Source organism: Thalassococcus sp. BH17M4-6, from assembly GCF_049323015.1.
Taxonomy (GTDB): domain Bacteria; phylum Pseudomonadota; class Alphaproteobacteria; order Rhodobacterales; family Rhodobacteraceae; genus Puniceibacterium.
In genome coordinates this window covers 38,648-57,275 of sequence record NZ_JBMPGU010000016.1, presented here as the reverse complement: position 1 = coordinate 57,275, position 18,628 = coordinate 38,648, and the positions used below count along the sequence as shown (strand labels likewise).

At 67.1% G+C, this 18,628-nt stretch carries 15 protein-coding genes; 4 read left to right on the top strand and 11 right to left on the bottom strand.

From position 1 onward, the window contains the following. Window positions 1-23: 23 nt before the first annotated feature. From ACOXXX_RS18775 to ACOXXX_RS18725, 11 genes are all read right to left on the bottom strand, one after another. Window positions 24-1,076 (bottom strand): TRAP transporter substrate-binding protein, encoded by a 1,053-nt coding sequence (locus tag ACOXXX_RS18775; protein ID WP_422828149.1) that lies wholly within the window; start codon window positions 1,074-1,076, stop codon window positions 24-26. A gap of 109 nt (window positions 1,077-1,185) precedes the next feature. Continuing rightward, complete coding sequence (locus tag ACOXXX_RS18770; protein ID WP_422828148.1) at window positions 1,186-1,632, bottom strand: MarR family winged helix-turn-helix transcriptional regulator; 447 nt, start codon at window positions 1,630-1,632, stop codon at window positions 1,186-1,188. Next, a complete protein-coding gene (locus tag ACOXXX_RS18765) occupies window positions 1,629-2,330 on the bottom strand; it encodes an ABC transporter ATP-binding protein (RefSeq protein WP_422828147.1) in 702 nt (233 codons plus the stop codon). Before ACOXXX_RS18765 ends, ACOXXX_RS18770 begins: the two co-directional genes overlap by 4 nt. After that, window positions 2,317-3,093: an ABC transporter ATP-binding protein gene (locus ACOXXX_RS18760; protein ID WP_422828146.1), complete on the bottom strand. Its 777-nt coding sequence runs from the start codon at window positions 3,091-3,093 to the stop codon at window positions 2,317-2,319. The genes ACOXXX_RS18765 and ACOXXX_RS18760 overlap by 14 nt, the downstream gene beginning before the upstream one ends. After that, a complete protein-coding gene (locus tag ACOXXX_RS18755; protein ID WP_422828145.1) occupies window positions 3,090-4,964 on the bottom strand; it encodes an ABC transporter permease in 1,875 nt (624 codons plus the stop codon). The genes ACOXXX_RS18760 and ACOXXX_RS18755 overlap by 4 nt, the downstream gene beginning before the upstream one ends. A gap of 148 nt (window positions 4,965-5,112) precedes the next feature. Then, a complete protein-coding gene (locus tag ACOXXX_RS18750; RefSeq protein ID WP_422828144.1) occupies window positions 5,113-6,324 on the bottom strand; it encodes an ABC transporter substrate-binding protein in 1,212 nt (403 codons plus the stop codon). A 62-nt stretch (window positions 6,325-6,386) separates the two neighbouring features. After that, on the bottom strand, window positions 6,387-7,457 hold the full coding sequence (locus ACOXXX_RS18745) for a Rieske 2Fe-2S domain-containing protein (RefSeq protein WP_422828143.1): 1,071 nt from the start codon (window positions 7,455-7,457) through the stop codon (window positions 6,387-6,389). A 25-nt stretch (window positions 7,458-7,482) separates the two neighbouring features. Then, window positions 7,483-8,061 carry an amino acid synthesis family protein gene (locus tag ACOXXX_RS18740; RefSeq protein ID WP_422828142.1) on the bottom strand — a complete coding sequence of 193 codons (579 nt, stop codon included), beginning with the start codon at window positions 8,059-8,061 and terminating at the stop codon, window positions 7,483-7,485. Then, complete coding sequence (locus ACOXXX_RS18735) at window positions 8,058-8,642, bottom strand: amino acid synthesis family protein (protein WP_422828141.1); 585 nt, start codon at window positions 8,640-8,642, stop codon at window positions 8,058-8,060. Before ACOXXX_RS18735 ends, ACOXXX_RS18740 begins: the two co-directional genes overlap by 4 nt. After that, window positions 8,635-9,504 carry a UPF0280 family protein gene (locus ACOXXX_RS18730; RefSeq protein WP_422828140.1) on the bottom strand — a complete coding sequence of 290 codons (870 nt, stop codon included), beginning with the start codon at window positions 9,502-9,504 and terminating at the stop codon, window positions 8,635-8,637. Before ACOXXX_RS18730 ends, ACOXXX_RS18735 begins: the two co-directional genes overlap by 8 nt. Next, entirely contained in the window at window positions 9,501-10,937 is a 1,437-nt protein-coding gene (locus tag ACOXXX_RS18725; protein WP_422828167.1) for a 6-hydroxynicotinate reductase, read from the bottom strand. Before ACOXXX_RS18725 ends, ACOXXX_RS18730 begins: the two co-directional genes overlap by 4 nt. A gap of 376 nt (window positions 10,938-11,313) precedes the next feature. Between ACOXXX_RS18725 and ACOXXX_RS18720 the strand changes: the two genes are divergently transcribed. From ACOXXX_RS18720 to ACOXXX_RS18705, 4 genes are read left to right on the top strand one after another with little or no spacing between them, the layout of a single operon-like run. Then, complete coding sequence (locus ACOXXX_RS18720; RefSeq protein WP_422828139.1) at window positions 11,314-12,147, top strand: FAD binding domain-containing protein; 834 nt, start codon at window positions 11,314-11,316, stop codon at window positions 12,145-12,147. Next, window positions 12,137-14,857 (top strand): molybdopterin-dependent oxidoreductase, encoded by a 2,721-nt coding sequence (locus tag ACOXXX_RS18715; RefSeq protein ID WP_422828138.1) that lies wholly within the window; start codon window positions 12,137-12,139, stop codon window positions 14,855-14,857. The genes ACOXXX_RS18720 and ACOXXX_RS18715 overlap by 11 nt, the downstream gene beginning before the upstream one ends. Then, window positions 14,854-16,920, top strand: coding sequence for a hydantoinase/oxoprolinase family protein (locus ACOXXX_RS18710; RefSeq protein WP_422828137.1), 2,067 nt, complete (start codon window positions 14,854-14,856; stop codon window positions 16,918-16,920). Before ACOXXX_RS18715 ends, ACOXXX_RS18710 begins: the two co-directional genes overlap by 4 nt. Beyond that, window positions 16,917-18,611 (top strand): hydantoinase B/oxoprolinase family protein, encoded by a 1,695-nt coding sequence (locus ACOXXX_RS18705; protein ID WP_422828136.1) that lies wholly within the window; start codon window positions 16,917-16,919, stop codon window positions 18,609-18,611. Before ACOXXX_RS18710 ends, ACOXXX_RS18705 begins: the two co-directional genes overlap by 4 nt. Window positions 18,612-18,628 lie beyond the last annotated feature (17 nt).

Below are 18,628 nucleotides of genomic sequence, written 5' to 3'. Positions count from 1 at the left end.
GTGGGGCGCGCCGTCTTTGGTTGTTATTCGCCGGTGTTTTCTTCGATCAGCTCTGCCGCGCGGGCGCGCAGTCCCTGACCGTCCATGCCCTTTTCGTCCATTTCGGCGACCCAGGCATCGGCAACACCGGCGGCGGCCTCTTTCCATTCCGCCGTCTGCTCGGGCGTCAAGGTGATGATGTTGTTGCCACGCTCCACGGCCGCCTCGCGCGCCGGGCCGTCGTCGGCCTGCATCTGCTTGCCCGCGAAGGCCGAGAATTCCAGGCCGGAGTTGTTGTCGATCACCGCCTTGAGGTCATCGGGAAGAGCGTTGTACCGGTCCTTGTTCATCGCGAAGATGAAGGTGGTGGTATAAAGCGTGTCCTCGCCGAATTCGGTGTGGTTGCCCACCAGTTCCGCGACCTTGAGCGCGCCCGTCACTTCCCACGGGATGACGGCGGCGTCGACCACACCCTTGGACAGCGCCTCGGGAATGGCGGGGACGGGCATGCCGACCGGCGTGGCGCCCAGCTCCTTGAACAGCGTCGTCGTGGCGCGGGTGGGGGCGCGCAGCTTCACGCCGTTGAGGTCCGACAGCCCGGTGATCGGCGATTTGGAGTGAATGAGGCCGGGGCCGTGCACCCAGAGGCCCAGCACCTTCATGTCGCGGAAATCTGCATCCATCATGCTTTCCTCGGCCAGCGTCCAGTAAGCGCGTGAAACCGCTTCGGCATTGGTCATGGTGAACGGCAGTTCGAACACCTCGGCGCGCGGGAAGCGGCCAGGGGTGTAGCCCGCGACGGTCCAGATGATGTCGGCGACGCCGTCGACCACCTGATCGGCGAGTTCGGGTGGCGTGCCGCCCAGTTGCATAGACGGGAAATGCTGGATTTCGATCCGGCCGTCGGACTCGGCCATGACCTTTTCGGCCCAGGGCATCAGCACGTTCTTGGGCACGTTGGCCTGCGCGGGCAGGAACTGGTGCATCCGCAGCGTCACGTCGGCGGCCATCGCGGTGCCGGCCAGCAGCCCCAGCGTCAGGGCCGCGGCGGCGGCGGTGCTTGCCCGTTTCAGAAAACCTTTGCGCGTGGCGAACATGATCGTCTCCCCTTTGTCTCTGCCCGCCCTCCTCCGGGGGGGCTTTGGCGCGCAGGTTATGGATGGGGGCGGGGGCTGTCCATGGCAAATCGGGCCGATTTGCGCACGCTCAGGCGATCTTGCGCAAGAGCCGCAGCAGGGTTTCGCGCTCGCGCTCGCGCAGCGGCGACAGGGTTTCCTCGGTCACTGCATGGGCTGAGGCGACGGCCGCGGCGATCAGCTTTGTGCCGTCGGAGGTCAGCGAGATCAGCAGCCTGCGGCGGTCTTCGGGATCGGGCCGGGTGTCGAGAAGGCCGCGCGCGATCAGCCGGTCGACCACGCCCTTGGTGGTGGCCCCATCCATCGCCACGGACCGGCCCAGCCGGTTCTGCGACATCGGTCCGCCTTCGGCCAGGCGGCGCATGACCGAAAACTGCGTCGGCGTGAGCGGCCCCGGCACCCGTTCGGCGAAAATGGTGGAGTTGCGCTGATAGGCGCGGCGCAGCAGGAACCCGATTTGGTCGTCCAGAACGTAGTCGTCGTCGGTGTTCGCGTGGGTTTCCGGCGCCTCCGTCATACCGACAGATACGCGTCGCGGATTTCGGGATGCGCCTCCAGCTCGGCAAAGCTGCCGTCGAATTTCTTTTCGCCGCTTTCGATGATGATCGCGCGGTCGGCCACGGCGCGGGCGAAATGCAGGTTCTGTTCCGAGATCATCACCGTCAGCCCTTGGGCCTTCAATGTCATGATCGTCCGGGCCATCTGTTCGACGATCACCGGCGCGATGCCTTCGGACGGCTCATCAAGCAGCAACAGAACCGGGTTGCCCATCAGGGTGCGCGCGATGGTCAGCATCTGCTGTTCGCCCCCCGACAGGTGCTTGCCGCGGTTGGTGCGCCGTTCGGCCAGGTTCGGGAAGATTTCGAAAAGCTGGTCCATCTTCCATTCCGGCGCGTCGTCGCGGCGCGGCTGGCGCCCGACCTCGAGGTTTTCCATCACCGTGAGATCGGTAAAGATGCGGCGATCCTCTGGCACGTAGCCGATGCCGTACTTGGCCACCCGGAACGCGGGCTGGCCGACCAGATCGTGGTCCTGAAACCGGACCGTTCCCTCACGCGGGCGCACCAGCTGCATCACCGATTTCATCGTGGTGGACTTGCCCGCGCCGTTGCGGCCCAGCAGTGCCACGACCTCGCCCCGGGCGATGCCGAAGGACAGCCCGTTCAGGATATGCGCCTTGCCGTAGTAGCTGTGCAGCCCCTCAACCGTCAGCATCCGCCGCCTCCTTGAAAAGCGTGCCGCCGCCCAGATAGACCTCTTGCACCTGCGGGTTGTTGCGCACCGCGTCGGCATTGCCGTCCGCGATCAACTCGCCCCGGTTCAGCACCATGATGTGATGCGCATGGGCAAAGACCACGTCCATGTCGTGTTCGGTGAAAAGCACGCTGACGCCCTGATCGCGCACGATGTCGGCGACCAGCTGCATCAGGTCGATGCGCGCCGACGGGGCCATCCCGGCGGTGGGTTCGTCCATCAGCAGCAGCCGCGGGCGGTGGCAAAGCGCGATGGCCAGTTCCAGCCGCTTGAGGTCGCCGTAAGCCAGGATCGAACAGGGCCTGTCGGCCTGATCCTGCATCGACACGGTGCTCAGAAACTCGAACGCCTCGTCGCGGTAAAGCTTCCAGGCGCGCGGCGCGATGGACAAGAGCCGCCGGTGATGGCTCATCAGCGCCATCTGCACGTTCTCGATCACCGTCATGGACTGGTAGGTGCCGGTGATCTGAAAGGTGCGCCCGACACCCTTGCGCCAGATCTCGCGCGGTTTCTGCCCGGTGATGCGTTCCCCGTGCAGGTAAACCTCGCCCTCGGTCGGGCGCAGCTGGCCCATGAGCATGTTGAAACAGGTGGATTTGCCCGCTCCGTTGGGCCCGATCAGCGCCTTGAGCTCGCCCGCCTCGACCGCGAAGGACACGCCGTTGACGGCCAGAAAGCCGTCATAGCTTTTCTTGAGGTTCTCGACCCGCAGGATTTCGGTCATTTCGTGACCTCCTGTTCCGCCGCCGCTTCGCCAGATCCGCGCAGGCGGGCCCAAAGCGTCCGCAGCGACCCGACGATGCCTTCGGGGGCGATGATCACCACCGCGATGATCAGCAGACCCAAGAGCAGCCGCCAGTATTCCAGCCGGGTCAGCCAATCCTCGACCAGTGTCATGAACCCGGCGCCCACGACGCCGCCCGCGAGCGTCTTTACCCCGCCCAGAAACACCACGATCAGCGCGTCGAAGCTGGCGGCTATCTCAAGCTCGGTCGGAAAGACCGAGCCTTTGGAAAAGACGAAGATGCCGCCCGCAAGCCCGGCCATGACGCCCGCCAGGCCGAAGGCCAGGTACTGGATCCGCTTGACGTTGATTCCCGTCGCCTCGGCCTGGCGGGGGCTGTCGCGGCCTGCGCGCAGGGCATAGCCAAAGGGCGCGTGGATGACGTGACGCAGAAACAGGATCCCGCCAACGCCAAGGATCAGGGTGAAGTAATAGTAGGGCACGGTGCCGTTCAGCCATTCGGCGGGCCAGATGTTGACCAGCCCGTCGTCGCCGCGCGTGACGCTGCGCCACTGATAGGCCAGCGACCAGACAAGCTGCGAAAAGGCCAGAGTCAGCATGGCGAAATAGACACCCGTGAGGCGGATACAGAACCAGCCGATGCCAAGCGCCAGCAGCCCGGCGGCCAGCGGTGCAAAGAGAAAGGCAATCTCCATCGGGGTGTCCGTGTGAAAAACCAAAAGCGCGGCGGCATAGGCCCCGCCGCCAAAGAAAGCCGCATGGCCAAAGCTGACCAGCCCGCCGGTGCCCAGGATGAAATGCAGGGAGGCCGCGAAAAGGGCAAAGACGATCATGTCGATCATCAGGATCATCACGAACGGTTCGGCCACGAACGGCAGCAGCGCCAGGGCGGCCAGCAGCGCCGCGACCAGCGCCCGACCGGTGCGGCCATAGGGACGGATCGGGGTTTCGGGCGCGCCGACCTGCCCGTGTTCGCCCGCGACTTCTTCGCGGCCAAGCAGGCCGTAGGGGCGGATGATCAGGACAACGGCCATCACCACGAACATCAGCACCAGCGTCGATTGCGGCAGGTAGGTCACGCCAAAGACGTTGAGCACCGAGATCAGCACGGCGGCGATGAACGCGCCCGGCAAGGACCCCATGCCACCGATCACCACCACCACGAAGACCGCGCCGATGATGTTGAAATCCATCAGCAGGTCGGCCCCGCCCTTGGGCAGTTGCAGCGCGCCGCCCCAGCCGGCAAGCGCCGAGCCAAGCGCGAAGACGCCGGTGAAAAGCCAGGCCTGGTTGACGCCAAGCGCGCCGACCATCTCACGGTCCTGCGTGGCGGCGCGGACCAGGACGCCCAGCCGGGTGCGAGTGATGAGATACCAGAGCGCAAAGAGGATGAAGGGCGTGATCGCGATCAGCACCAGATCGTATTTTGGCACCGGTTCGCCAAAGATGCGCCAGACGCCGCGCAGCCCTGGCGCGCGCGGGCCCAGCCTGTCCTCGGCGCCCCAGATCATCAGGGCGAGGTCCTGAATGACGAGGATCACGCCGAAGGTCGCGACCAGTTGGAAGAGTTCCGGCGCGCGGTAGATCGGGCGCAGCACCACCATCTCCACCAGCGCGCCGATCAGCCCGACCGCCACGCCGGTCAGCAGGATCGCCCCCCAGAAGCCGACGGCGCCGGGCAGCACCTCCATCAACGTGATGCCGATGAATGCACCCAGCATGTAGAACGACCCATGCGCGAAATTGACGATCCGGGTGACGCCGAAGATCAGCGACAGGCCCGAGGCGACAAGGAAAAGCGCCGCCGCATTGGCAAGGCCGGTCAGGAACTGGGCAAAGAGAAAGGCCATGGTCCGGGACATCCCTTCTGGCGTTGTGGGGGCGGCAGGGGTGGGGAGGGGCGCTGCCCCTCTTGGCCGATGGCCAATTCACCCCGGAGGTTATCTGCCAAGAAGAAGCAGGGGGGCCGCGGCCCAAGGCAGCCGCACCCCCTGCCGGTCACTCCGCCGGGCGCATCGCGGTCACATCCGCGTCCGACGGCATGTAGGGGGCGGGGTCCTTGTATTCCCAGTCCACCATGACGCCCTTGCCGTCTTCCAGCGCGATGGTGCCCACATAGGCGCCCATGGTCGACTGGTTGTCGATCTCGCGGTAGCTGAGCGGGCCGATGGGCGTGTCGGGGATTTCCAGCCCCTCGAAGGCGTCGATCAGTGCCGCGGTATCGGTCGATCCGGCCTTTTCGATGGCTGCCGCGATGGACTGTACCGCAAGGTATCCGACCAGCGATCCGATCTTCGGCGTTTCGCCGGTCGCTTCGGTATAGGCGTCGACAAAGGCCTGTTCGGGTGTGCCGTCCTCGAACCCGTACCAGGGGTAGCCGGTGACGTACCAGCCTTCCGGCGCCTCGTCGCCCAGCGGTTCGAGGTATTCCGGCTCTCCGGTCAGCAGGCCGTAGACGTCGCGCCCGTCGAAGAGGCCCCGGTCGGTGCCGTCGCGGACGAATTTCGCCAGATCCGTGCCGAAGGTCACGTTGTAGATTGCGTCGGGCTTGGCGCGTTCGATGGCCTGCACCTCGGCACCCGCGTCGATCTTGAAAAGCGCGGGCCACTGTTCGGCGACGAATTCGACCTCGGGCTTCAGCCGCTTGAGGTTTTCCTTGAACGCCGCAACGGCATCCTGCCCGTAGGCGTAATTGGGCGCGATGGTGGCGTATTTCACCGCGTCGGTTTGCGCCGCCTCTTCCGCCAGCATCGCCGCCTGCACCCAGGTCGAGGCACGCAGCCGGAAGGTTTCGGGGTTGCCCGAGGCCCAGACCAGGCTGTCGGCCAGAGGTTCGGCGGCGAGGTAGAGGTAGCCCTTCTCGGCCGCAAAGGACGACAGCGCCAAGCCCACGTGGCTGAGGATCGTGCCGGTGAGCATCACCGTGCCGTCGCGGGTCATCAGTTCCTCGGCGATCTTCACCGCCTCGGCGGGGTCGCCCTGGTCGTCGCGAAACACGAATTCGAGTTCACGGCCCAGCACGCCGCCATCGGCGTTGATCTCGTCCAGCGCCAGCTCGATCCCCAGCTTGTAGGGTTCGGCGAAGGCGGCCATGCGCTTGTAGTGGTTGATCTCGCCGATCTTGATCGGGCCGTCCTGGGCCATCGCGGCCAGAGGTGTCAGCGCGAGTGCCGTGGCGGTGGCCATCAGGGTGCGTCGGGTCAGGCTCATCTTCAGTCTCTCCTGTTGTTGGTTGCCGTACCGGCAACCGGTATGGTCCGGTCTTACGCCGGTCAGTCGTGATAGACAAAGGCCGGCGACGGGTCGGCTGCCAGATCCTCGGTCCGTTCCAGTTCCAGCAAATCATTTATGCGCTTGCGGTAGACCAGCGGGCCCTTGTCGATGGCGATGCGGATGGGCCGCCGTTTGGCGGGTCGCAGTTCTTCTTCCTGCACGGCCTCGAGGATCGCCTTGTCTTCGGCAAAGGCGGTGCGGAACATCTTGTCCATGACCTCTTCGGCCTCGGGGTCGTCCAGCGCGGTGTTGCGGATGTGCATCCAGCGGTCGATCGTGTGGGTTTCGGTCACCGGCGTGATGAAGTGCAGCGCAAAGATGCGCACGCCCTTGTTGCGGTCATCCTCGGCAATCGCGTCCTCGGCCGGGGCCGAGCCGAAGTCGATCACCGCGGTGCAGGGGGTGTAGAGGTAGTAGTAATGCCAGCGGTCGACATTGCCGTCGAACCCGCCGAAGCCCTTGAAAAACCCGATGGGTTCGGCATCGCGGATCCAGCGCCAGGCCAGGATCGCCTCGCCATCGGTTTTCACATGCACGGGCACGTTTTCGGACGCGGCGTTGCCCAGGGTCGTGGGATGGACAAAGCTCACATGCGCGGGATCGACAAGGTTTTCCGCAACGTTGAGGTAGTTTGATTTCAAATGCAGCGCGTCGCCGTGGTGCACTTTCCAGCCGGGATCGGTGAATTCGGGCATGTCGAACACGTTCGACGTCTCCGCGCGGTCCGGGTCGCCCATCCAGATCCAGACGATGCCGTGACGCTCCTCAATCGGATACGCCTCCACATAGGCGCTCTTGGGCAGGTTGGTCTGGCCCGGCACACGCACGCACTGGCCCGAACAGTCGAAGGTCAGCCCGTGATAGCCGCATTGCACCGTGTCGCCGATGCGCTTGCCCTTGGACAGCGGCAAGAGCCGGTGCGGGCAGCGATCCTCGAGCGCGGCAACGGAGCCGTCGGATTTGCGGAACATCACCACGTGATCGCCAAGGATGGTGAAGCGGCGCAGTTCGTCATCCACCTCGGTCGACCAGGCGGCGACGTACCAGGCGTTTCGTACAAAGGATGTCATGGGTCTTCCTCCGTCTGTCATGGGGTCAACGCAGGCCGTCCGCGCCGACGACCTCTTCGTGGCGCAGCCCGCCGACGCGGGGATTGGGCCGCCCGGTCAGTTGCAGCGCCACCGCGATCAGAATCTCGTCCGCCCGTGGCGCATCGGGCAGTTGCAGGCGCATGCCGTCGAAATGGCTGCGCACATAGGCGGCGTCCTTGTGGCCCAGCGGCACGTCGATCACGTCGCCCGGGCCGCCCATCGCCTTGGACGAGGGCACCAGCGCCTTGCCGCCGCCCAGAACGGCGCGCAGGGGTGCGCCAAGGGCGGGATGCAGCAGCGCGGCGGCATGCTCAAGCTCGCCATCCTCGCCCACCAGCGCGGCCTTGCCATAGCCCTGCACGTCGCGCGCCGCACAGCCAAGCGCGTCCAGCGCCTCTTGCCCCAGCAGCGCGCCCAACTCCGCGCCGGTGTCGATCAACTCGCCGAGGTCGGCGGCGTAGCGGCCGGCAAGGGGGTTGCTGATCACCGCCGCCGCCAATGCGCGGCGCGACGGCGGGGCGATGTCCTGCCCCATCTCGCGGCGGGTCACCTCGACCAGCGTTATGATCCGGCGCAGTTTCACCGCAGTCCGTCCTCGCCCTTGATATCCGCCGCTGCCAGCCCGCCGCTGCGCGCATGGATGCGCGCGCCGGTGGTCATCACCAGCACCAGCAGCATTTCGTCGGCGCGGGGTGCGTCGGGGAGGCCCACCTCCATCGCGTCGAAATGCGACCGCACATAGGACGCGTTGGTATGGGTCACCGGCACGTCGAGCCGCGCGCCCGGGGCGCCGACCTTTTTCGTTGAGGGCACGATCGCCATGCTGTCGGCGATCTTGGCGCGCATCGCATAGCCGCCGGGCGCGTGCCAAAGCGCGCCATGCTCCACCTCGCCCGCGGTGCCGACAATGGCACCCTTGCCGTATCCTTCGACCACCGACGGATCACCGCCAAGCGCGTCGATCAGGTCCTGCGCCATCTGCGCGCCCAGGGGTTTGAGGTCTTCCATAAAGCCTTGGATGTCCTCGACATACCGCCCGGCAAAGGGGTTCGCGATCACCGTCATGATCGCCGCGCGGCGCAGGGGGACTTCGGGGGCAGGGCCGCCTTCGTGATGCACGGTTTCGACCAGGATCGCGGATTTGCGGATTTGCGGTTCAGGCATGGGCGGGTTCCTTGAGGATCGCAGAGGGGGGCGCGAGGGGGCCGATCATGCGCCTTGCGCCCTGACATGCAAGGCAGGCGGCGGTGATCAGGCCGGATTTACGCCAGGCGTCCGCCAGGTCTGCTGCGGAACCCAGCGCGCGTTCGGCTTCGGTGGCAGAGAGCCGCCCGACATCGGTGGTGACAAGACGCTGCCCCAGATCGCTGTCGGGGCTCAGATCATTGGCGGGCTGGCGGGTGATGGCAGGATGTCCGGGAAGGTCCACGGCGTTGGCGATCAGCGTGGCGGCGGCATCGGCGGTTGCGGCGTTGCGGGCCAGGACCGTCACCGCATCGGCGATGCCCAGCGAATGCGACCGCCCGCGCCAGCCCGACGTGGCGACCCCGCCGACCTCTGCACCAACGGTGGCGCGTGCGCCCGGCTGCGCGGTCACGGGATCCTCGCAGATCGCGATACGAAAGGGCGCGGCCCCGGTCCAAAGCGCGATGTCGCCGCCGTTGTTGACGAAGGCGCGGGACAACCCGTGGCCCGGCGTCAGCATCGCGGCCAGCAGATGATCCGCAACCGCCCCCGCCACGGCGGCCATCGGCGTGACAAAGTGCTGCGCGAAGGAGGCCACGGCGCACTGCATCCGCTGCGCCACCTGACCGGCGGGCGCGGGGCCCGTGGCGCTGCGCAGGCGCGGCAGTTCGGCGACCAGATCGGTCAGCACGGGGGCAAAGGCGCGATGTGCGCGCTGATAGGCGGCGCGGACCGCCTGCGCCGGGCCTTCGCCGGTGATCAGCACGTCGATGGGACCATGGGTCAGCCGCAGTTTGCCATCGCGCGACAGACGCGCGGTTGGGGTTTCGGCCCAGCTCATGTCTGCGACTCCCGGCTGATGGGCCAGGGCGCGCCGGTCTTGCGGCTTTCGGACCGTTGACCCGACAGGCGATGGTCGCTTTGCCGCCCGATGCCACCGCGCAGCGCGTCCTCAAGCGGCATGACATAATCCATATGTCCGCCAAGTGCGGCGTAGTCGTCGGCCCTGAGCGTGAATTCGATGGGGGCCACCAGCGCGGGCGTGGGGACGTAGCCAAAGGCGTTCTTGGGCATCTGCGTCACATCGGCCATGAAGGTGATGCCGCCGCCCGGCCACATCATCACCGGCGCGCCCCCCGCGGTCACCCGCGTCAGTCGCGACTGCACCGACCGGGTCAGGCTCACGGGGTTTTCCGTCACGCCCGAGCGCAGCGATCCGCCCGCCCCGGCCATGAACAGGACCGACGTCAATGACGGTTCGCAATTCTCCTCGATCCGCCGGACCGATGGCAGCAACCGTTCGGGCATTTCGTGCTGCACGGGCACCAGATCCTCGTTCAATTCGTAATAGGCGGCGTTTTCGCCCGTGGTCGACACCATCAGCAGCGATAGCCCCGGCCAGGCCTGTGCCGGTTTCCAGCTGTCGAGGATCGTCAGCGGATCGGACAGGTCCGTACCGCCCCAGCCGGTGCCGGGTTCGGCCACCTGAAAATAGCGCCCGGGCGTGGACCGGCGGCCCTTGATGCGGATGCCGGTCTGTGGCCAGCCGATGACCTTGCCCGCCTGATGTTCGGACATCACGCCGGTGATGTGATCGTCGACCACCACGACCTCGTCCACCAGCCCCTGCCACTGCGCCGCGAACATGCCGACGGTTGCCGATCCGCAGCCCACGCGCATGCGTTCCTCGCGCTGGCCGTTGACCACCGGCGCGGCCCCGGCGGCGATCTCAAGCTCGGCCCCGCCGTCGATGGTCAGCTCCACGCTTTCGCCGTTGCAGAGCGCCAGCAGCGCCGAACAGGTGGCGCGGCCTTCCTTCTTCGATCCGCCGGTCAGGTGGTTGACGCCGCCCAGGCTCAGCATCTGAGAGCCGTATTCCGATGTGGTGACGTGGCCGATCACCTCGCCCTCGGCGCGGACCCAGGCGCATTCGCTGCCCAGGTGCCGGTCGGTGTCGATCTTCACCTTGGCGCCGCAGTAGGAAAAGATGCCTTCGGTCACGACCGTGATCATGTCCGCGCCCTGGATGCGCGAGGCGACGATGAAGGGCGCGGGCTTGTAGTCGGGATAGGTGGTGCCCGACCCGACGGCGGTCAGGAACGCCTCTTCGCCCGATACGATTTCGCCGTCCCACTCGCGGTCCAGAAACGGCACCAGCGGCGCGTCGTCGGCGCGATTCTCGAGGATGGTGAGCGGATCGAGCCGCACCAGCTCACCGCCTTCGTTGGCGTAGCGGTCGCAGGCACCCGACCGGCCATCGGCGATGTAGCACATCACGGGGCAGGCATCGCAGCGGATCTTGTCGGGCTTTTCAGCGGCGCTGCGTTTGGCGGTCGGTGCGGTCAAGGGCGCGAACTCCGGTTGCGGCAGAGGCGGCAAATTCGTTTGTATACGAACGCACGGCAGACCTTTCGGAGTCAACAGGTTTTGACGACGTTTCGGCGGCTGCGGGGCAGAGGCGCCCAAAATTGGCGCATCCGCCGCGCTTTGGCGCCAAGCGGGCAAAGCCCATTCAAAAAGCGCCTCGGCGGGAATCTTTCGCCGAATCCGCAGCGCCGTCGGAAAGGGAATTGACAGCGCTTCGTGCAAGTTCCTAACGTGGCGATATCGTTTGCACACAAATGAACCTGGCCGCCGGAGGGCTTATCCCATGACGCTGCATCGCCCCACATCGCTTGACGCGGCGCTGGCGTTGCTGGCGGACGGCGGGGTGGTGCTGGCAGGGGGGACGGACGTCTATCCGGCGCTGCGCGATGCCGCCCCGCCCGACCGGATGATCGACGTCACCGGGATTGCCGGGCTGCGTGGCATCGCGCGCACCGACAGCGGCTGGCGCATCGGGGCGGCCACGACCTGGACGGACGTGCTGCGCGCCGATCTGCCGCCGCTGTTCGACGGGCTGAAGCTGGCCGCGTCCGAGGTGGGCGCGATGCAGATCCAGAACACCGGGACACTGGCGGGCAACCTTTGCAACGCCTCGCCCGCCGCCGACGGGGTGCCGCCGCTTCTGGCGCTGGACACGCAGGTGGTGCTGGCCCGCGAAGGCCGCGAACGGCGTCTGCCGCTGGGCGATTTCCTGCAAGGGCCGCGCCAGACCGCTTGCCGCCCGGACGAACTAATGACCGCGCTCGAGGTGCCCTTTGCCGAGGACACTGGCGGCTTCCTCAAGCTGGGCGCGCGGCGCTACCTGGTGATCTCGATCGCGATGATCGGGGTCACGGTCGCCGCCCAGCAGGGCCGGATCAGCCGTGCCCGCATCGCCGTCGGGGCCTGTTCCCCGGTCGCCCGGCGGCTCGATACGCTCGAGGCGGCGCTGGCCGGGGCCGACGCCCGTGACGTGGCCGACATCGTCGCGCAGGCCGATCTGTCGGTGCTGACGCCCATCGACGATGTGCGCGCACCCGCCACCTACCGCACCGACGCGGTGCGCACCCTGGTCCGCCGCGCGCTCCTGCAGGCGATGGAGGTTTCGAATGTCGCTTGATCTGCCCGAGGACGGGATTGCCTTTCTGCTCAACGGCGAAGAGGTGTCGGTGCCAACCGCGCCAACCGCGCGCCTGTCCGAGGTGCTGCGCGAATCCGCGGGTGCCCGCGACGTCAAGGTCGGCTGCAACGCCGGGGATTGTGGCGCCTGCACGGTGCTGCTGGACGGCGTGCCGGTCTGCGCCTGCATCACCGCCGCGGGGCAGGCGCAGGGGCGGCAGGTGGATACGTTGGCGGGGCTGGTGGCGCGCGACCCGGATGCCCAGCGGCTGGCGCGTGCGTTTCAGCGCCATCAGGCGGCGCAATGCGGCATCTGCACGCCGGGCATGATGGTGTCGGCGGTGGCGCTGTTACGGACCGGTGCGGCGCTTGACGAACACGTGGTCAGCGATGCGCTGGGCGGGGTGCTGTGCCGCTGCACCGGCTATCGCAAGATCATCGCGGCGGTGATGGATACCGCGAACGACGCGCCCCCGGCCGAGGGCGGTCTGGGCGCGCCCATCGCGCGGCTCGACGGCTGGCCCAAGGTGTCGGGCGCCGAACGCTTTGGCGACGACGTGGCCCCTGCGGATGCGCTGCATCTGCGGGTGATCCGGTCGCCGTATCACCGCGCGGGCTTTGTCTTTGGCGATCTCGAGGCGTTCCGCGCCGAAAACGGCCTCGACCTTATCTTGACCGCCGCCGACGTGCCGGGCGACAACCGCTTTGGCGTGATCCCGGGGTTCGAGGATCAGCCGGTCTTTGCCGAGGCCGAGACACGGTTCCGGGGCGAGGCTGTGGCCGCCGTGGTCGGCCCGGCAGAAGCGCTGGCGCGGATGCCCGCCTTTCCGGTGACATGGGAAGAACGCGCCGCGGTGCTGACCCCCGACGGGGCGGGGAACGCGGCACTCCTGCACAACGAACGCGCGCGCAACATCATGTGCCGGGGTTACGTCGGCAAGGGCAACGCCAAGGCGGCGCTGGAGGATGCGGCACATGTGGTGGAGGGGCAATTTTCCACCGGTTTTATCGAACATGCCTACATCGAACCCGAAGCGGCGGTCGCCCGCCGGGTCGGTGACCGGATCGAGGTGCAGTGCTGCACCCAGGCGCCTTACATGAACCGCGATGGCCTTGCGCGCATCCTGGGCATTTCGCCCGATGCCGTGCGCATTCAGCCGACCGCGACCGGCGGCGGTTTCGGCTCCAAGCTAGACCTGACCGCGCAGCCCTATGTGGCGCTCGCGGCATGGCGGCTGGGGCGGCCCGTGCGCATCGCCTACACCCGCGGCGAAAGCATCGCCTCGTCGACCAAGCGGCACCCGTCGCAGATCACCATGCGCATTGGCGCCGATGCCGATGGCCGGCTGCAGGCGGCCGAGTTCGAGGGCACGTTCAACACCGGCGCCTATGCCAGTTGGGGCCCCACCGTGGCCAATCGCGTACCGATCCATGCCTCGGGCCCGTACCGGGTGCCGCATTACAGCGCGCGCAGCATCGGGGTGCACACCAACACCGCGCCATCAGGGGCGTTCCGCGGCTTTGGCGTGCCGCAATCGGCGGTGGCGCAGGAACAGCTTTTCGACATGCTGGCCGGGAAACTGGGCATCGACCGGCTGGAGTTTCGCCGCCGCAACTGCCTGCGCAATGGCGATCCGACAGTGACCGGGCAGGTCTTTGATACCGGCATGGGCATCGGCGACTGTTTCGACGCGCTGGTGCCGCACTGGCAGACAGCGCTGGACGAGGTCGCAGCCTTCAACGCCGCAAACACCACACGCAAGCGCGGTGTCGGCGTGGCCGGGGGATGGTACGGCTGCGGCAACACCTCGATGTCGAACCCGTCGACCATCCGCGCGGGCATCACGCCCGACGGCACGGTCTGTCTGCATCAGGGCGCGGTGGACATCGGTCAGGGCTCCAACACCGTGATCCCGCAGATCTTTGCCACGGCGCTTGGCCTGCCGGTGGATCAGATCACGCTGATCGGCGCGGATACCGATGTGACGCCCGACGCGGGCAAGACCTCGGCCAGCCGCCAGACCTTTGTCACCGGCAATGCCGCGCGGCTTTGCGGCGCCTCCCTGCGCGCGCAGATCCTGCGGCTGGGCAATGTGGGGGATGACGCGGAAATCTCGCTGCAAGACGGCATGGTCACCCTGTCGGACAACGGTACCACCCTGCGCATCCCGCTGCCGCCCGGCGACGGCTATGCGCTGGAAGCCTGCGAGAGCTACGATCCGCCCACCACGCCTCTGGATGCCGACGGGCAGGGCGTGCCTTACGCCGTTTTCGGCACCGCCGCGCAGATGGTCACGCTCGAGGTCGACCTGGAGTTGGGCACCGTCACGCTGATCAAGGTCACCGCCGCGCATGACGTCGGCCGCGCCATCAATCCGCTTCTGGTCGAAGGCCAGATCGAAGGCGGCATCGCGCAGGGCATCGGCCTTGCGCTGATGGAGGAATTCCTGCCGGGCCGGACCGAGAACCTGCACGACTATCTGATCCCCACATTCGGTGATGTGCCAGAGGTGCAAAGCCTGATCATCGAATGCCCCGATCCGCACGGACCTTACGGGGCCAAGGGGCTGGGCGAACATTGCCTGATCCCGACAGCGCCCGCGATCCTGAATGCCATCGCCCATGCCAGCGGCGCACGTGTCCACCATCTGCCCGCCACGCCCGACCGCGTGCGCGCGGCGATCCTGGCCGCAGGTCAGGTGCCGGAATGAGCGACGGGACGAAAACCGGCACCGGCAGCTTTGCCGGGATCGACGTCGGCGGTACCTTCACCGATCTGGTGCATTACGACAGCCGTGCGGGCCGGGTCAAACTCGCCAAGGTCCCGACAACGCTTGACAATCAGGCGCATGGCGTTCTGGCGGCGCTGGATGCGGCGGATGTGGATGCCGCCGCGCTTGATCTGATCGTGCACGGCACCACGACGACGACGAACGCGGTGCTGGAACGGCGGCTGTGCAAGACCGGTCTGATCACCACCCAAGGGTTCCGCGACGTGCTGGAACTGGGGCGGCGGACCCGTCCGCAGGCCTACGGCATGTCGGGCCAGTTCCGCCCGCTCATCCCCCGCGACCTGCGGCTAGAGGTGCCAGAGCGGATGCTGGCCGACGGCAGCGTGCATCGTGCGCTGGACGAAGACGCCCTGCGCGCCGCCCTGCGGCAGTTGGCAGAGGCGGGGTGCGAGGCGCTGGTGATCCATTTCCTGCACGCCTATGCCAACCCCGCCCATGAACGCCGCGCCGGAGAGATCGCGGCCGAGATCTGGCCCAACGGCAACATCACCCTGGGTCACGCGCTGCTGTCGGAAAGTCGCGAATTCGAACGCGGGGTGACGGCGGCGGTCAACGCCAGCGTGCAGCCGCTTCTGCGCCGCTACGTGGAACGCTTGGCCGACCGGCTGGCCGACCGCGGCTATACCCGCGATCTGCTGGTGATGAACGGCAACGGCGGCATGGTGTCGGCCCGCATCGTCGCGGATGAGGCGGCGAAGACGGTGATGTCCGGCCCCGCGTCGGGGGTGATGGCCGCCGCCTATACCGGGCGGCGTGCGGGCATTCCGGACCTTTTGACCTATGACATGGGCGGCACGTCCACGGATGTGGCGATGATCCGGGGCGCGGACCCGGCCGTCAGCCACGAGATCGAGATCGAATATGCCATGCCGATCCATGTCCCCATGGTCGATGTGCGCACGGTGGGTGCCGGCGGCGGGTCGATCGCGCGGGTCAGTACTGCGGGGCTGCTGCAGGTGGGGCCCGACAGCGCGGGCAGCACGCCGGGGCCGATCTGCTATGGCAAGGGCGGGACCGATCCGACGATTTCGGACGCCAACATGCTGCTGGGCCGGATGAACCCCGGCCAGCTGAACACCGGTGCGGGCGGCGTCACGCAAGACACGATCCGCACGGTCTTTGCCGACAAGCTGGGCGTGCCGCTGGGGCTGGACGCGACGCAGGCGGCGGCGGCGGTGCTGCGGATCGCGACCGCCAAGATGGCGGATGCGGTGCGCATGGTGTCGATCTCGCTGGGCGAGGACCCGCGCGATTTCGCGCTCTTCGCCTTTGGCGGGGCCGGGCCGCTGCATGCCTGCGCCATCGCCCGCGAATTGGGCGTGCCGCGGGTGCTGGTGCCCGCGCGACCCGGGATCACCAACGCGCTGGGGTGCATCGTCGCGGATCTGCGGCACGATTTCGTGCAGACCATCAACAGCCCGCTGGATCACTGCGATATGGACGCGGTGCACGCCGCCTTTGCCCGGCAGGTGGCGGACGGGACCGCCGCCATTGCCCGCGAGCGGGTCGAGGTGGCGGAAACCCGGGTGATGCATTCGGTCGACATGCAATTCATCGGCCAGACCCACCTTTTGCGCGTGCCGCTGCCCGATGCGACACCGGACGGCGACACCCTGCAGCGGCTCTTCGAAGAGGCGTATTTCCGACGCTTTCAGGTCGAACTGCCGGAAATCCGCGCTTCGCTTGTCAACGTCAACACCTCCGTCATCGGGCGCCGCGCCGAGGTGGACCTGTCGGCACTGATCGACCCCGCCGGACGCAAGGACAGGCTGGATGCGGCCCTGACAGGCACCCGGCAGGTCTGGTTCGACGCTTGGGTCGACACGCCGGTCTACTGGCGCGATCATCTGCCCGCTGACGCGACGCTGCAAGGTCCGGCCATCGTGGAACAGATGGATTGCACCCTGGTGATGGAGCCGGGCGATACCGCCGTTCAGGATGCGGATGGCAATCTTGTCGTAACCGTGGGGCAGAACCAATGACCGACACGACGTCTCTTGATCCGATCACCCTCACGGTCATCCAATCGGGTCTGCAGCAGGTCTGCGACGAAATGGACCTGAGCTTTTCCCGCGCGGCGTTTTCGCCGGTCATCGCCGAGGCGAACGACCGCTCTGACGGCATCTATTCGGCGGCGGACGGCAGCCTGATCGCGCAAGGCTCGCAAGGGTTGCCGGTCTTTGTCGGGACCATGCAGTATTCCACCGCCACGCTGATCGAGATGATCGGCGACGGGCGGGTGGCGGCCCCGAAACCCGGCGACATCTATATCGTCAATGACCCCTATCTGGGCGGCACGCATCTGATGGACGTGCGCTTTGCCATGCCGGTCTGGCGCGAGGGGCGGATTTTCTGCTGGCTGTCCAACACCGGGCATTGGCCCGACACCGGCGGCGCGGTACCGGGCGGGTTTTCCGCCAGCGCCACGGCGGTAGAGCAGGAGGGGCTGCGCCTGCCGCCGGTGCGGCTTTTCAAGGAAGGCAAGCTGGATACAGAGATCTACAGCATCATCTGTTCCAACATCCGCGTGGCTGACCAGCGCATCGGCGACGTCAAGGCACAGGCGGCTGCCTTATACGTGGGGCAATCGCGGCTGACGCGACTGCTGGACCGTTATGGCGACGCCACGGTCGAGGCGGCGATCGCCGAGCTTCGGACCCGCGCCGCGCGGCAGATGCGCGCCAATATCGCCCTGATCCCGTCCGGCACTTACCGGTCCACCGCTTATATCGACAGTGACGGCGTGGTGAACGAACCGTTGGAAATCAGGCTGGCGATCACCGCCGACGGCGACACGCTGACCTTTGATTTCACCGGTTCCTCCGCCCCCTGCGCGGGGCCGATGAATTCGGTTCTGGCGACCACGCATTCATCGGTCTACCTCGCCATGCGGCACATCTTTCCCGACGTGCCGATCAGCGCCGGCGCGTTCGAGCCGCTGAATATCATCCGACCGGAAAACACCTTTCTCGACGCGCGCTATCCGCGCCCGGTGTCGGGCTGCGCCGCCGAGGTCAGCCAGCGCATCGCCGAGGCGGTGTTCGCCGCGCTTGTCGCGCCTTTGCCCGACCGCGTGACCGCGGCCCCTGCGGGGTCGTCGGGGAATTTTGCGCTGGGGGGCGAGGTGCCCGAGGAGGGACGGTCCTACGTGATGTACCAGATTTCCGGCGGCGGCTATGGCGGCTATGCGGGCGGCGACGGCATTTCCAACGGCTGTTCGACCATCGGCATTTCAAAGGCCCCGCCGGTCGAGATCATGGAGCAGCAGTTTCCGGTGCTATATCACCGCTACGCGCTTCATGATGGCTCGGGCGGCGCGGGACGGCAGCGTGGCGGCTTTGGCCTTGATTACGAGGTCGAGATTCTGCGCGGCACGGCGCGCGCGAGCTTTGTCATGGATCATGGGCGGTTCGGCCCTCAGGGCGTGCTGGGCGGCTGTGACGGCGGGGTGAACCGGGTCGAGGTCACGCAGGGCGACACGACCTTTGTGCCCGAACACCTGTCCAAGGCGCAGGATATCGCGCTGTCTGCCGGGGACCGGGTACGGGTGCGCACGCCGGGGGGCGGCGGCTATGGACCGGCCGCGGACCGCGACCCGGCGCTGGTGGCCGAGGATGTGCGGCTGGGCCGCTACACGCCGGAGGCGGCCAGGCGGCTCTTCGGCGCGGATTGATCCGGGGCCCGTCCAAA